The 14653-nt window shown below is 70.6% G+C and carries 4 protein-coding genes and 1 pseudogene; 1 reads left to right on the top strand and 4 read right to left on the bottom strand.

The features are described from left to right. Nucleotides 1–82 precede the first annotated feature (82 nt). Nucleotides 83–415, bottom strand: a pseudogene (locus NFT33_RS07190) (transposase); the annotation flags it as partial. Nucleotides 416–501: 86 nt separating this feature from the next. Between NFT33_RS07190 and NFT33_RS07185 the strand changes: the two are divergent. After that, nucleotides 502–903, top strand: coding sequence for an HDOD domain-containing protein (locus NFT33_RS07185; RefSeq protein ID WP_220787901.1), 402 nt, complete (start codon nucleotides 502–504; stop codon nucleotides 901–903). A 61-nt stretch (nucleotides 904–964) separates the two neighbouring features. Here the strand turns inward: NFT33_RS07185 and NFT33_RS07180 are convergent, their stop codons facing one another. From NFT33_RS07180 to NFT33_RS07170, 3 genes are read right to left on the bottom strand one after another with little or no spacing between them, the layout of a single operon-like run. Beyond that, the gene (locus NFT33_RS07180) at nucleotides 965–2026 is read right to left on the bottom strand and encodes an OmpA family protein (protein WP_220787902.1); all 1062 of its coding nucleotides are present in this window, start codon (nucleotides 2024–2026) and stop codon (nucleotides 965–967) included. Between the two features lie 23 nt (nucleotides 2027–2049). Beyond that, nucleotides 2050–5397: a hypothetical protein gene (locus NFT33_RS07175; protein WP_220787903.1), complete on the bottom strand. Its 3348-nt coding sequence runs from the start codon at nucleotides 5395–5397 to the stop codon at nucleotides 2050–2052. Between the two features lie 13 nt (nucleotides 5398–5410). Further along, entirely contained in the window at nucleotides 5411–14620 is a 9210-nt protein-coding gene (locus tag NFT33_RS07170; RefSeq protein ID WP_251674161.1) for an SdrD B-like domain-containing protein, read from the bottom strand. Between the last annotated feature and the right edge of the window lie 33 nt (nucleotides 14621–14653).

The raw sequence follows: 14653 nt of genomic DNA, 5'->3' as shown, positions 1-14653 counted from the left end.
GTGGTGTCTTGTTTGTCATGCTCATCCCGGTCTCGGGGGCTACAAGCCCTCATTGAGCTGTCCGATTTCATTGAACCACGACACTGGCCACGCTGGCACCATCCACACACGCTCGGCTCAAGTCGAGCTGGCCCACGCTTCGCAACTCGGCCAGCAAGGCCAGGTGCAGTCGGTGCCACACCCCCGCAGCTTGCCAATCGCGCAGTCGTCGCCAGCACGTCATGCCACTGCCGTAGCCCAGTTCCTGCGGCAAGTCCTCCCATGCAATGCCCGTGCGCAAGACGAACAAAATGCCGCTCAAGGCCCGCTGGTCATCCACCCGGGGCCGCCCACCCTTGGCCGAGCGCGGCGGTGGCTGCGGCACCAGGGGCTTCAACTTCTTCCACAGCGTGGCGCTGACTTCCTTGTTTCCCATCGGCCATCAACGATTTCCAGGCACTTGGCGCTGACAGCGTTTTGTTAGCCGCTCTAAGTCCGACCTCGAAGGCGTTTGAAAACACTATGCGCATCCACGAAGCCGCGCTGCTGCACGACTTCGCCGAGATGCTGTTGTGGGTGCATGCCCCCGCGCTGGCGCTGCAGATCGCCCAGGCGCAAGCGAAGGACCCGACGCTGCGTTCCGCCCTGGCGCAGAAGGATGTGCTGGGCATCGAGCTGGCCGACCTGCAGCAGGCCCTGCTCAAGGCCTGGGGCCTGAGCGAGCTGCTGGCCCGCACCATGGACGACCACCATGCCGACACGCCCCAGGTGCGCACCGTGCAACTGGCCGCGCGCGTGGCCCGGCACAGCGCCCGCGGCTGGGACAACCCCGCCCTGCCCGACGACGTGGCCGACGTGGCCCAACTGCTGAACCTGGGGCCGGCCCCGGCGCAGCGCCTGCTGCTGGAAATCGACCAGCGCTGAAGGCACGCACGGCGGGCCCGTGCGCCCCGGGCCGGGCCGTGTGGCCCGGCGCCACAGCGATTCAGCGCTTGAGTTCCAGGATCACTTCCACGCGCCGGTTCGGCAGCAGGCACTCCCGCAGCTCGGTCACGTTGGTGAAGCGTGCTTCGCAGCCCAGCACCTGTTCGGTGTCGGCACGCGATTCGGTGCGGATCATGCGGGCGGGCACGCCGCGCTGCAGCAGCAGGCCACGCACCGTCTGCACCCGCTTTTCGGCCAGGCGCACGTTGTAGTCCTTCTGGCCGGTGCTGTTCAAACGATCGGCATGGCCCACCAGCACCATGCCCTTCACCAGCCCGGGCTCGGCATTCATGCGCTGCACCAGGGCATCGATCTCGTCCACGCCGCGGCGGATTTCCTTGGCCGTGTGGCGGTCGAAGTTGAACAGCACGCGCGCCTTGGGCGGCGCAGCCGGCGCGGGGGCCGCAGCCGACGGTGGCGGTGGCGGGGTCACGGCCACCACGGCAGGGGCCGGGGCGGGGGCCGGGTCGGCCGGCTGCGGCGGCATGCAGGCCGCGGCCAGGCGCTCGCCCTCGGCGAACAGGTCTTCGGCGATCTGCACATAGGGCATGGCATGGCGCCAGCCCTGCTGCTTGTGCTCGTTGCCGGAATGCACCAGTTCCACCTCGGCGCAGCCGATCTTCGCCGCCGCGCATTGGAAGCCGGGGTGGCGCTTCAGGGCCTCGCTGCGCGCCCACAGGTCGTCGCGCAGGCGGTCGGCGCCGTTCACCAGGGGCGTGTCCATGGGCAACGGGCTCGCGCCGCGCTCCATGCCGAGGATGAGCTTCTCGCTTTCACGCAGGGCCTCTTGCGGGAAGGTGCTGCGGTCGTTCCGGGTGTACTCGTGGAAGCTCACGTCCAGCCAGCACTGGGCCTTGGCCAGGTGGTAGTCGCGCACCGGGCGGCCTTGGTCGTTCAGCGCCTTGATGCGCTTTTGCGTGGCCTCATAGGTGGCCATGTCGGCCTGGATGGCGCGGTCGCTGATGCGCTGGGCCTGCGGCTGGAGCTGCGCAGTCTGCGCGTTGGCGGCCAGGGTCGCCAGCAACAGCAGGGTGGGAGCGAAGGCGAGGGGGGTGTTCTTCATGTCGGTGCCTGAATTGCTTTCCATCAGCGCGGCAGGGCGCGGTTGACTTCACGGTCCTTGCCTGACAAAAGGGTCTCGTCGAACTTGAAGCGCAGGCGCACATACACGCCGGAGCGGGTGTACTCATAGCCAGTGAGGTCGCGGTCGCCGTGGAAGCCGGCGGCATTGAAGCCGGCCGAAAGCCACAGGTTCTGCGCCAGCAGGTAGCCCGCCTCCAGCCCGAAGGCGTGCTGGCGCGCCCCACCCTGGCCCAGCTGCACGGCCGCGAGCAGGCCGAGGTCCCAGTTCTCGGTGATGTCGTAGACCATGCGCCCGGCCACCAGGCCGGCGCGGAAGCGGCTGGGCACGCCGCCTTCGAACTGGTCGGCCTGCCACTTGGCGGCCACGCGGCCGGTGAACCACCAGGGCCGGCTGGGGTGGAAATCGGCGTGGGCCGAGCCGATCCAGGCGCGCGTGCTCAGCTCGCCCACGGCGGCGTTGCTGGCGTCGCGCTCCAGCTTGTGTTCCAGCTTGGCCAGGGCGTTGAGGCGGTTGTCGTCCACCGGGCGCCAGGCCAGGCCCAGCTGGGCGCGGTTCTGCGCCACGTCGCCACGCGCGGCGTAGCGGGTGACAAGCAGGTAGTTGCGCGCCAGGGCTGTCCAGTCGCGGCTGAGCTTGCGCGCGGCCATGCCCTGCCACAGCACGGTGTCGAACTGTTCGTTCTCGGCCGTGCCGGGCTGGTCGCCCGAGCGGCGCCATTCCAGCTTGGTGCCGGCGCGCCACAGCGGGTGGGCGGTGTAGTCCAGCCCCCCATGCACCGCCTGCACCGGCGCCGTGCTGCCGTGCAGCACCACATGGCGTTCCAGGCCCAGGTTCACGCGCACGCCCGGGGCCCAATCCCACACCTGGCGCGCGCCGCTGGCTAGCACCGCATCGCGCGCGCTCATCGCATCGCGCAGGCGGTATTCGCTGAACACCTGGGTGTCGCGCAAATAGCTGGTGTCGATGCCGAAGGCCAGGTGCTCGGCGCGGGTGCCGGCATCCGTCAGGCCCGCGGCCTGCACCCAGCCGGACTGCCGCTCGAAGCGGCCATAGAGCCGAGTGCGTTCGGCCAGTTGGTAGTCCAACCCGGCGGCGGCGCGGCGGCGCACGTCGCCATCGAGTTCATGCTCCACCTCAGCGCCCAGGCGAACGCGCTCGCTGGCGCGCCAGCCGGCGCCCAGGCGCACGGTGGTGGCTTCCAGCTGCGTGCCGGCGGGCAGGCTGCTGGCGGCCTGGGGCAGCCCGCCCTGGGTGATGAGCGGCAGGCCGGTGGCTGGATCCAGCTGCGCGCTGCCAAACCCCAAGGCGCCGCCGCCGGAGCCGGTGGCCAGGCTGCCTGTCAAGCCATCGGTCATGCCGAAGGGCGAGAAGACAACGCCGTTGCCCTGCGTGCCCACGGTTTCGCGCTGCTGGCGCACCCCCAGTTCCAGGGTGAGGCTGCGGGTGGCGGCCCATTGCACGCCCAGGGCGGCCGCCTGGCGTTCGCCGCCGCCGGGGGTGAGGTCGTCGCTGGCCAGGTAGTCGCCCACCAGCTTCAGGCTCTGGGTGAGCTTGAAGCCGGCCTTGGCATGCGCCTCCTGCCGGCCACCAGCCAGCGGCGCGGCGGGGTTGTTGAACTCGGGCGCGCTGCGGCCCACGAAGGCGCGGGCCTCCAGCCGCTCGCCTTCATGCACCGCTTCCACGCGCCAGGCCTGGCCGCTGAGTTCGCCGCTCTTGCCCGCCAGCCCGGGGCTCACGTTCTGGTTAGCCGCGTTGGTGTTCACCGTGCTCTTGCTGCGCGCCACCTCGGCCACCACGGCGGTGCGTTCGCCCGGCTTCCAGGTGAGGTTGGCGCTGGCCAGGTCATACGGACTCAGGCCATTGCGGTCGTGCACCGCCGAGCCGCCGATTTCCAGGCGGTCAGTCAAGCGGTATTGCGCATCGCCACCGGCCAGCCAGAACGCGTCGCCGCCCTGGCCGACCTCGTAGCTCACACGCAGGCTCATCGGGTTGAGCGAATCATCCACCGCCGGTAGGAAGGTGGCCAGCACGATGCGCCCGCTGAAGGGCTCGAAGCTGTAGTCCACCAGCCGCACCAGCGGCCGCACGGCGAGGATGCGAGAAGGCTGCGCGCGGTCGCGCACCAGCACTTCCACCTTCTCGCTGCCTTCCAGCACCGCGTTATGGCGCAGGCCGTAGGGCCCGCTGCCCTGCGAGGCGAATTCCTGCACCACCTGGCGCAGGCTGTCGTTGATGACGAAGAGGTTGGCCGCCAGCCGCTCCGTCTCGTGGTGCACGCGCGCGCCGGTGGCGGTGCGGTTGTATTGCCCCAAGCTGCGCTGCTTGAGCGAGGCCACCGCCCCCTGGCCCAGCGGCTGGCTGAAGCCATCGCCGGTGGCGAAATCGCCATACAGCACGTAGCTGCGGCCTTTGTCCAGGCGCAGGTACAGGCGCTGGGCGGAACGGGCGTCGAAGCTGCGCAGCGAGGCATCGCCATACACCGGGTACTGCTCGTCGGGGCGGATGTCGCGCAGCAGGCGGGCGCGGGTGTCCTTGTCGCTGTCGTAGGCGGCGGTGAGCAGCACGTCGCCACGCACCGTGCCCTTCAGGTAGAAGGCGGCGCGCGCGGCCACGTTGGCCTTGCCCTGGTTGAATTCGCGCGACCAGGCGGTGATCTCCTGCTCGAAGCCGTCGCCCTGGCGCGCCGGGCTGATGCTCACGCGCCGGTTCAGGCCGACGATGCCTTCCACCAGGCCGGCGGCGATCATGTCGCGCATCTCCGGCACGAAGCGGATGCTACCGGCCGCTTCTTGGCTGCCGGCGGTGACACGCAGGCGCACGTCCTGCGCCTCGGCCGGGGCCAGCAGCAGCAGCTGGGCCACGCCGCCGCGCACGGGCAGTTGAATGCCCGGCGTGGCGCGGTCGGCGTCGCGCGCCATGGGCCCCAGTTCATCGGTGCGCGCCCCGGGCAGGCGGATGCGCCCGCCGCTGTGTTCCACGGTGACGAAGGCCTCGCCGGCCAGGGGCTGGCCATCGGTGCCAAACAGGCGCAGGGTGATGGGCACCTCGCTCTGGCCATCGGCCGGCACGCCATTGCGCGCCACCTCCACCACCAGGCGGGCCACGGCGGCATTGGCGCCGTAGCTGGTGTTGGCTGCAGCCACCACGCCGCCGGCACGCAGCACCTGCGGCGGCGCGGCCTCACCGGCCACTTGAGGGTACAGCGGCTGGCCACCCACCACATCCAGCGCGGTGTAGGCCACGTCGCGCGGGCTGCCGCGCGGCGGCGTGCTGTCGGCCCAGGCCGGGCCGGCCAGCAGGCAGGCGGCGGCCAGCAGGCTCAGGCGCGGCATCTTGGGTTGCGGCTTCATGGTCTGGTTCTGTTCAGCGCGACGCATCGGAACCTCCTGCGCTGGCGGCACTGTCGGGCGCGTCGGCCGAACTTCGCCCGGTGGGCGGTGGTCGGTTCATCGGCATCGAGATCGTGGGAGTGTTCTGCTGCAGCGAAGACTGCCTGGCCGGGCCGGTGCCTTCGCGCGCCTTCGGCGCGAGCTGGTTGGCGCCATCGGTGCCCTGCTGGGGCGAGCTCAGCGTGTTCAGCTGGTGCGCCTTGCTGTCGAAGCGCAGCGCCGGGCCGCCCTTCTTCTCGGTCTCGGGTGCACGCACCTCGCCTTGCGCGCGGCGCGCCTTCACCTGTTCCAGCACGGTGTTGGAGCACGAGCCTTCCACGAAGTCTGCGCGGTGCAGTTCGCCGTTCTTCAGGTCCAGCCACAGGCTGCCCGCGTCGCCCAGATTGCGGTTGGAACTGGTCGTCAGGCGGCTGCCGCGCGGCAGGGTGAGGCTGTCCACCTTGAGCATATGACTCTTCGGCGGCAGGCCGCACATGGAGTACTTGCCTTCCACGTCGCTGATGAGGGTGGTGCCGTCCTGCAGCACCAGGCGCACGCCGGGGATGCCGAGTTCCTCAGCGTCCTGCACGTGGTTGTGGTTGCAGTCCACGAACACCTTGCCGGCGAAGCAGGCCGCGGTGCCGAACACGCCGCCTTGCACACGCACGCGGTGCACAGCCTCGTTGGTGGGCACGCTGCCGGGCACGGGCGTGAAGGCCGCGCCGCCGCCGCTGCCGCTGGCCGCGTAACAGCCCGCGGGCGCGCCGCAGGCGTGCGCCCGGGCACGGTTGATGCCGTCGCCCTGCGCGCTGCCCACATTCACGCGGGCACGGTAGTGCAGCACCAGCTGGCCGCTGGCCGGCATGGCGCCCAGGTTGAAGGCCAGTTGCGGGCCCGGCGCGCCGGCAGGGTCGGCCAGGCGTGCACTGCCCAGCATGGCCGTGCCGGGCACGTAGGTGAAGCCGGCGGGTAGGCGGTCGAGCACGCTCACCATGGCCGGGCGCGCACCCGCCGTGAGCTGCACCGTGAGGGTGTAGCGCACGGTGTCGCCGGTTTCGGCCACGGCCTTGTCGCCGCTCTTGGAAAGCGTCAGCGCCGTGGGTACGGCCGGGTCCAGCGGCAGGTGGTTGTGGATGATGTTGGCACCGCCCGAGCCGCTGACCACGCTCAGGTAATAGGTGGTGGCGCTGCCCACCGCGCCGCTGGGCGCGGCGGCCTGCGGCTGCACGAGGAAGGTGCTGCCCGGTCCGCCCGGGGGCACCAGGGGCCCGGCCGTGGGGGCGATGAGGGTGGACACGAAGCGGTAGCCCGACGGCGGCGCCACGCTCAGCGCAAAGGTGCAACTGGCGGGCGCATTGGTGCCGAAGAGGAACTGGTAGAAGCCATCGGCCCCGGTCGTCATGGCAATGGCCTGGCCGTTCAGCGTGTAGCCGCCCAGGCCGGCGCCGACGATCTGCGTCGCTGGGTCATAGCCCGCGCACACGCCCACCGGGCTGAGCGTGACCACCGCGCCGGGCACCGGCTGGCGGATGACGGCGTCGTACACCACGCCGCTGGGGTCCACCGGCAGGCTTTGCTGCGGCAGTTCCTGCCCCGGGGCCAGCACCACGGTGAGCTGCGGCGCCACGCCGGTTTCCACGCAGGAACTGGCGCTGCCGTTGCTGCGGGCGGTGGCGCTGTCGCAGCCGGCGCCGGAAGAGCCGGGCGCGGCCTCGCCGTTGACGGGATAACCGAAGACCACGTTGGACACCGGGTCGCGGAAGCGGATGGCCAGCTCCACGCCAGGCAGCAGGTTGCCAATGCGGTAGCTGCCATCGGCGGCGGTGACGGCGCTGCCCATGGGCAGGCCGGTGGCCACGTCCAGCACCTCCACCTGCCAGTTGGGCAGGCGGCGGTCGGCGGCATCGAGCACACGGCTGCGGCTGCCGGTGTCCATCCAGGCGGTGCCACTCACGGCGGCGGCCAGTTGCACCGGCGTGGCCAGGCGGCAGGCGTTGTGGCTGGGCGTGGCCGCGCAGGCTGGCAGGTTGCCTGGGGTGCCGGCGAAGGCGCTGCGTTCGGCCGGGGTGGGCGCGCGCAGGGGCGGCTCGCCGCCGCCTTCCACCATCACGGCGTTGATGGCGGGGGACGCAGCCTGGGCCGCCACGGCCACCTGCACGCGGGCCGTGATCTCGCCCGGGTGCGTGGCGCCAGCGGCCAGCACGCTGCTGCTGCGGCAGGTGAAGCTGCTGTCGCCGGCCGCGCCCGTGCACAGCCAATCGGTGCCGCTGGGCGTGGCCGCCAGGGTGATGCCAGCGGGCAGGCGGTCGCTCACCACCACCTCGCCGCTGCTGGGCACCTCGCCGGCGTTGCGCACGCTCAGTACATAGCTGCCCAGGTGGCCGACGGTGAAGCGCTCGCTGCCGCTGCGCTTGCTCACGCGCAGGTCCGGCGAATGGCCGATCTCGGCGAAGTTGTAGGCCGTGCCGCTGCCGCCCACGGGCAGCACGATGCCGCCGATCTGGCTGGGCACGGTGGCCACCGGGGTGGCATTGCCGCCCAGGTTGCCGGCGACGGTCTGGCCGTTCACAGTGCCCGGCGGTTGCGTGGGTTCGCTCACCGCATAGGTGCCGGGGCGCAGGTTGGCGAAGCTGTAGCTGCCATCTGGCGCGGTGGTGGTGGTCTGGCTCACGGGCTGGCCGAGGTCGTCGGCGCCGGTGAGCGTGACGGTGACGCCGGGAATGCCTGCATCGCCCGCGTCCTGCACGCCGTTGTCTTCGGCGTCCAGGAACACGCGGCCGCCGATCTGGCCGGCCGGCACTTCCAGGAAGTCGTAGCCGGTGCCGCTTTCGCCCACGCCCAGGGTGATGGCATTGATGGCGCTGGGCAGGGTGGCAGGCGCGGTGGCGCTGCCGCCGCGGCTGCCCGCCAGCGTGACGCCATTGACCGTGCCCGTGGGCTGGGTGGGTTCGGTCACGACATAGCTGCCCGGCGACAGGCCGGTGAAGCTGTAGTTGCCCGAGGCATCGGTGGTGGTACTGCGGTTCACCGGGTTGCCGCCCAGGTCGGTGCCGGTGAGCGTGAGCGTGACGCCGGCGATGCCGGCCTCCGTGCCATTGCGCGTGCCGCTGGCATCCTGGTCCAGCCACACGGTGCCGCTGATGACGCCGCTGCTGGCGACTTCGCCGAACAGGTTGTTCAGCGAACTGGCGCCCGGCGTGGTGAGCACGATGTTGCTGACCTGGCTCGGCACGGTGGCAGGGTTGGTGGCGTTGCCGCCCGCGCTGCCGGGCGTGGTGATGCCGTTGCTGGTGCCGGGCGGCTGCGTGGGTTCGGTCAGGGTGTAGGTGCCGGGGCGCAGGTCACTGGCCACGAAGCTGCCGTCGGCCGCGGTGGTGAGGGTGCGCGACACCGGGTTGCCCAGGTCGTCGGTGCCGGTGATCTGCACCGTCACGCCGGCCAGCCCCAGGTCACCCGGCAGCTCGCGCGTGCCGTTGTTGGCGGCGTCGATGAAGACCGCGCCGCTCAAGCGCACGGGCAAGACTTCGGCAAAATCATTGGCGACGGAATCGGCACCGGCCGCCAGGGTGATGGCGGAAACGGCGCTGGGCGTGCTGGCCACGGCAGTGGCCGTGCCCACGGTGGCGGCGGCCACGGTGCCGGCAGTGGTGCGGCCATTCAGGGTGGCGGTGCCGCCCACCACGGGTTGCGCCGCCTGTTCGGTGAGCGTGTAGCCGCCGGCTCCAGCGGCCAGCAGGTCGTCAAAGCGGTAGTTGCCCGAAGCATCCGTGGTGGTGCTGCGGTTCACCGGGTTGCCGGAGACATCTGTGCCGGTGAGGGTGAGGGTGACGCCCGCGATGCCGGTGTCCGCACCATTGCGGGCGCCGTTGTTGTCGGTGTCGAGGAACACGCTGCCAGCGACGGAGCCCAGGCGTTCACCGAAGTGGTTGCCGCTGCTGCCGCCTGCGGGCAGGTTGGTGATGGCGATGACGTTGGCGCCCGGGCTGGTGTTGCCGCTGCCGGGGTTTTCCACGCCATTGAGCACGCCCACCGGCTGGGTTTCGCACACCAGGTAGTTGTTGCCCGCACTCACGGCGGTGAACAGCCAGGCGCCGGTGGCGTCGGTGGTCACGGTCTGCAGCACGGTGCCGCTGCCGCAGTCGGCGCCCTGCACCAGGCGCAGGGTCACGCCGGCCAAGGGGGCATCGGTGGGGCTGGCGTCGGGCAGGTTGTTGCGGTTGCGGTCGACGTACACCGTGCCGCCGATGGAGGCCTGCGGCAGTTCGCCGAAGTCGTAGGCCGTGGCCTGCACGCCGGCGGCCAGCACGATGCCCGAGACGGTGTCGTTCACCGCCGCGTTGCCGCCGCTGCTGCCCACATGTTCCAGGCCGTCGTTGAAGTTGCCGGCCGCAGGCGGGATGGCGCCTTCGGTCACTGTGTAGCCGGCGCCATTGCTGGCCAGCAGGTCGTCGAAGCGGTAGTTGCCCGTGGCGTCGGTGGTGGTGGAAAGGTTCACCGGGTTGCCCAGGGCGTCCACGCCGGTCAGCGTGACAGGAACGTTGGCAATGCCGGCTTCGCCCGCATCGCGCACGCCGTTGTTGGTGTTGGCCGGCAGGGCGGGGGATACATCGGCGTACACCGAGCCGGCCAGGCTGGCCAGCAGCAGGCCGAAGTTATTGGCCGTGGAACCCGAAGGCGACAGCGCCGGAATGCTGATGACCCCCGCGCCGGGCGTGCTGTTGCCGCTGCCCGGGTTGGTGCTGCCATGGCCATGGCCGGCCGGCAGGGTTTCGCACACGAGGTAGGCCGGGCCGGCCGTGACGTTGGCGAAGCTGTAGCTGCCATCGGCCGCCGTGGTGGTGGTTTGCAGGGTGGTGCCGCTGCTGCAGTCGGCCCCCTGCACCAGGCGCAGGGTGACGTTGTTCGCACGGGCGTCGGTGGGCGTGGCGTCCATCGTGCCGTTGCGGTTGCGGTCGATGTAGACCGTGCCGCTGATCGTGGCCACCTGCAGTTCACCGAAGTTGAACTGCGTGCCGTCCACGCCGGTGGTCAGGTCGATGTAGCGGATGAGGTCGGAGCCGGGGCTGGGCTGGTCGCGGTAGGGCAAGCAGGTTCCGGCGCAGCTCACGCCGTTCACCAGCCCCAGGTTCACCGGGCCTTGCACCAGGCCGGCCGGCGTGGTGGGCTGCACCTCTTCCACCGCGTACCACACCAGGGGGTCGAGGTTGGTGAAGCTGTAGCTGCCGTCGGCCGCGGTGGTGGTGGTGGCCAGCACGGCCAGGGTGTTGGCGTCGAGCAGGCGCACCGTGGCGCCCTGGATGGGCGCATCCACCCCGGCGTTGCGCACGCCGTTGGCATTGCTGTCGATGTAGACGAAGCCGCTCAGGGAAACGCGGCGGATTTCCGGGAAGTTGTAGTTGATGCCGGGGGTGTTGGCCGGCAGCACCACCAGGCTGTAGACGGAATCGCCGAAGGTGCCGCCGCAGTTGTAGCTGCCGCCCACGCTGCCCATGGGCGGCGTCTCGGGGCAGTTCTGCAGGCCCACGGGCTGGGTCTGGGTGATGGTGTAGCCGGTGCCGTCCGAAGGTGGCAGGTTGTCGAAGAGGTAGGTGCCGTCGCTGGCGGTGGTGGTGCTGCGGCTGATGGGGTTGCCGTAGGCGTCGGTGCCGGTCAGGGTGATGGTCACCCCGGCCACGCGCGGCTCCAGCGCCGCGGACTGCGGCGTGCCGGCGTTGGCGCCGTCGCGCAGGCGGTCTTCAAACACCAGGCCGCTGATGGACGACTTGGTCACGCTCACCACCGAGGTTCCGGTGTTGTTGCCCCCGGGGGTGTTGATGCCGCCCGTCTTGGCCGGGTCGGTGTCCACCGTGGCCGTGTTGGTGGCGGTGCCGCCGGTGGGGTAGCTGGTGAAGCGCACCGGCACGGTGATGGTGGCCGTGCCCGTGGCATCCAACGCCCCGAGTGCGCAGGTGACGGCCTGGCCGGCCAGGCTGCAACTGCCGCTGCCGGCGGGCAAGGTCTTGCTGAAGTTGATGGCGCCGGTGACCTGCACGCCTGCAGGCAGGGTGTCGGTCAGGTCGGTCTGGGCCGAATTGCCCGGGCCGTTGTTCACCACGGTGATCGTCCAGTTGAAGGGCTGGTTCAGGCTCACCGGGCTGGCGCTGGCGGCCTTGGTCACGCGCAGGTCCACGCGCTGGCGCACGGTGGTGGTTTCGGCCTCGGTGTCGTTGGCGTTGAAGCTGTCGGCCTCGTTGGCGCTGACGACGGCGGTGTTGTTGAACACGTCGCCGTTCACTGCCGGCTGGTCCAGCACCTCGAAGCGCAGGAAGATGTCCTTGCTCTGGCCGCTGGCCAGGTCGCCCACCGCGAGGCCCGTGGTGGCATTGCCTGCTGGCACGGAGCAGGTGACGGCCGGAATCGGCGTGCCCACGCCCGAGGTGACGTTGCTCACCGAGCACAGCGCCACGGGGTTGCAGGTGCTGCCGCCCAGGGTGGTGGTGTCGCAGACGAAGCGCACGCGCTTTCCCGCCGGCGGCGCCATGGTGTTGGTCACGTGCACATTGGTGCCGTAGCTCGGCCCGTTGCTGGTGACGCGCACGCGGTAGTTCAGAAAGGTGTTGCCGGCGGTGTAGGGCACCGGGTCCGTCACATCGGTGGTGTTGACGAGCAGGTCGATGCTGGAGGCGGTGATGTTCAGCACCGCACTGCGGCTGTTGTTGCCGTTGTCGCCGCCGGCGGGGTTTTCCACCGTGGTGGTGGTGATGGCCGCCGTGTTGTTGAAGGTGCGGGCCGGGTCGCCGGCCATGAAGTTGGGGCGCACCACCAGGGTGATGGTGCGCGTCTCGCCGTTGGTGAGGCTGCCGATGGTGCAGCTGTAGGCCGGCGCACCGGGGTTGAGCACGCTGCCGGCGCCGACGGTGCAGGTGGAGCCGGGCTTGTTGGAGGCGATGGACACCACCGTCAGGCCGGTGTCGCCCACGCCGAAGGTGAAGGTGTCGCTTACCAGCACGCTGGCAGCCGTGCTCGGGCCGTTGTTGCGGTAGCTGATGACGTAGGTGGCCGTTTCACCGGCGCGCACGCTGGCCGGGCTCACCGTCTTGCCGGTCACTTCCACGTCGGCAATGGGCTCGATGGTCACCGTATCGCTGGCCGAGTTGTTGCCCGGGGTCGGGTCGCCCTCGGCAGTGTTCGTGACGGTGGCGGTGTTGGTGAAGCTGCCGTCGCTCATGGCGCGGTTCACGGTGATGGGCACCGTCACCGTCTCGCCCTGGGCGAGCACGCCGCCGGTCTGGGTGCAGGTGACGGTGGCCGTGGCAATGCTGCAGCTGAAGGTGGCGGTGCTGCCGCCGGAAACGGTGGCGGTAACGGCGTTGATCGTGGTGCGGCCGCTGATGAAGGCGGGCACGGTGTCGGTGATGCGCACGCCGGTGGCGTTCTGCGGCGTGGCCGAGGCGTTCGTCACCACCAGGGTGTAGGTGACGCTGGCTTCGCTGGAAGAGACAACCTTGTCGCCGCCGCTGGGCGTGGTGGTGGTCTTGGTGATGGCCAGATCCGGCTGCACGGTGGTGGACACCGCGCCGGCCGAGGTGCAATCGTTGGAGTTGTTGGCGTCGCCCTCCAACGGCGGTGAGGCCGTGGCCGCGCCGCTGCCCGGCGGCAGGCTGCTGCCGGTGCAGGCCTGGTTGGTGAGCGTGCCACTGCCGGTGGCGGTGGTGGTGAGCACCAAGGCGGGCAGGGAAGCCCCCACGGCCAGGCCGGAGCCGTTGGCGTGGGTGCACTCCACCACGCTGCCGGTGGCGCTGCAGCTCCAGGCTGCCGGGCTGCTGCTGACGAAGGTTTCGCCGCTGAGCACGTCCACCACCTTCAAGGGGCCGGTGGCCACGCGCGGGCCGTTGTTGGTGACGGTGAGGGTGGTCGTCAGGCTGCTGCCCTGGGCCACGGGGTTCGGGGTCTTGGTCTTGGCCAGGCGCAGGTCGGCGCCGTCGGGCAGCACCAGGATGTTCACCGCAGCGTTGTTGTTGCCGGCCACCGGGTCGGTGCTGGCGGCGCTGATGCTGGAGTTGTTGGTGAAGGTGGTGCCGGTGGGCGCCACGCTGGAAGGCGCGGTGGCCACGATGTTGATGTTGTCGGTGGCGTCCACGGGCATGGCCGCGCGCGTGCAGCTCACCACCTGGCCGGCGGCGCTGCAGCTCCAGTTGGTGCCGGTGCCGGAGACATACGTCCAGCCCGCGGGCAGGGTGTCGGTGACGACGACATTGCTGCCGGCGCTGGGGCCGCTGTTGCGCGGCTGGATCTGGAAGGTGGCGTTCTGCCCGGCGATGGCTGGCACGGTGGAGGTGACGATCTTCTGCGCGATGCGCACGTCCGCCCCGGGCAGCACGGTGCTGTTGGCGATGGCGGTGTTGTTGCTGTTGTCGGGGTCGGCCGTGCCGCCGCTGGCCGGGGCCACGGTGGCGGTGTTGGTGATGGTGCCGCCGCTGGCGTTGACGGTGGCCACGAGGGTGACCGACGGAATCGCCGCGCCGGCCACGTGCGGGCCGCTGCGGCTGCAGGTGACAACGCCGGCGCTGTGGCTGCAGCTCCAGCCGCTGCCGCTGGCCGAGACATAGGTGCTGGAAGGCGACAAGGTGTCGGTGATGACGATTCCGGCGGAATCGTTGGGGCCAGGGTTGCTGGCCGTCAGCGTATAGGTGACGTTGGCACCGCCCACCACGGGCTCGGGCGTGGCGATCTTGGCCAGGGCCAGGTTGGCACCGGCAATCACCGTGGTGGTGGCGGTCTGAACGTTGTTGCCGGGGTTGACGTCGTTGTCGGCCAGCAGCGTGAGCGTGGGGTTCAGCGTGGCCGGGCCGGCCACGGTGGCGCGCCACACGAAGGTGAGGGTGCGGGTGTCGGCGCCTGAGCCGGCCACGCTGCCCAGGTTGCACTCCACCAGCGTGGCGCTTTGCGGCGCGCAGTTCTGCGAAAGCGGCCCGGCGGAAACGAACGCGGCGCCGCTGGGCATGCTGAATTGCAGCCGCGTGTTCAGCGCCGCATCGGCGGCGTTGTTGTCCACCGTGACGGTGTAGGTCACCTGCCCGCCGGCGGGCACCGGGTCGGGGTTGTCCACCACCGAGGCAATCTGCGGGTCGGCCGCCAGCGCGGCCACGGGCAGGGCCAGGGCCAGCACGGCCAGGGCACGGCGGGTGAAGGAAGACAGGGCGGTCAGCACGCAGGAGCCGTTCAACAGCTTCTCCTTGGCCCGTGCCGGCGGTCAAGC

The organism is Sphaerotilus sp. FB-3 (assembly GCF_023706025.1).
Taxonomy (GTDB): domain Bacteria; phylum Pseudomonadota; class Gammaproteobacteria; order Burkholderiales; family Burkholderiaceae_C; genus Sphaerotilus; species Sphaerotilus sulfidivorans.
This window is presented reverse-complemented; position numbering and strand designations above follow the sequence as displayed.

Bases quoted from the DNA above. Each gene is read 5' to 3' on its own strand.
- NFT33_RS07180 (WP_220787902.1), bottom strand. From the start codon at position 2,026: ATGAAGAACACCCCCCTCGCCTTCGCTCCCACCCTGCTGTTGCTGGCG.
- NFT33_RS07185 (WP_220787901.1), top strand. From the start codon at position 502: ATGCGCATCCACGAAGCCGCGCTGCTGCACGACTTCGCCGAGATGCTG.
- NFT33_RS07175 (WP_220787903.1), bottom strand. From the start codon at position 5,397: ATGAAGCCGCAACCCAAGATGCCGCGCCTGAGCCTGCTGGCCGCCGCC.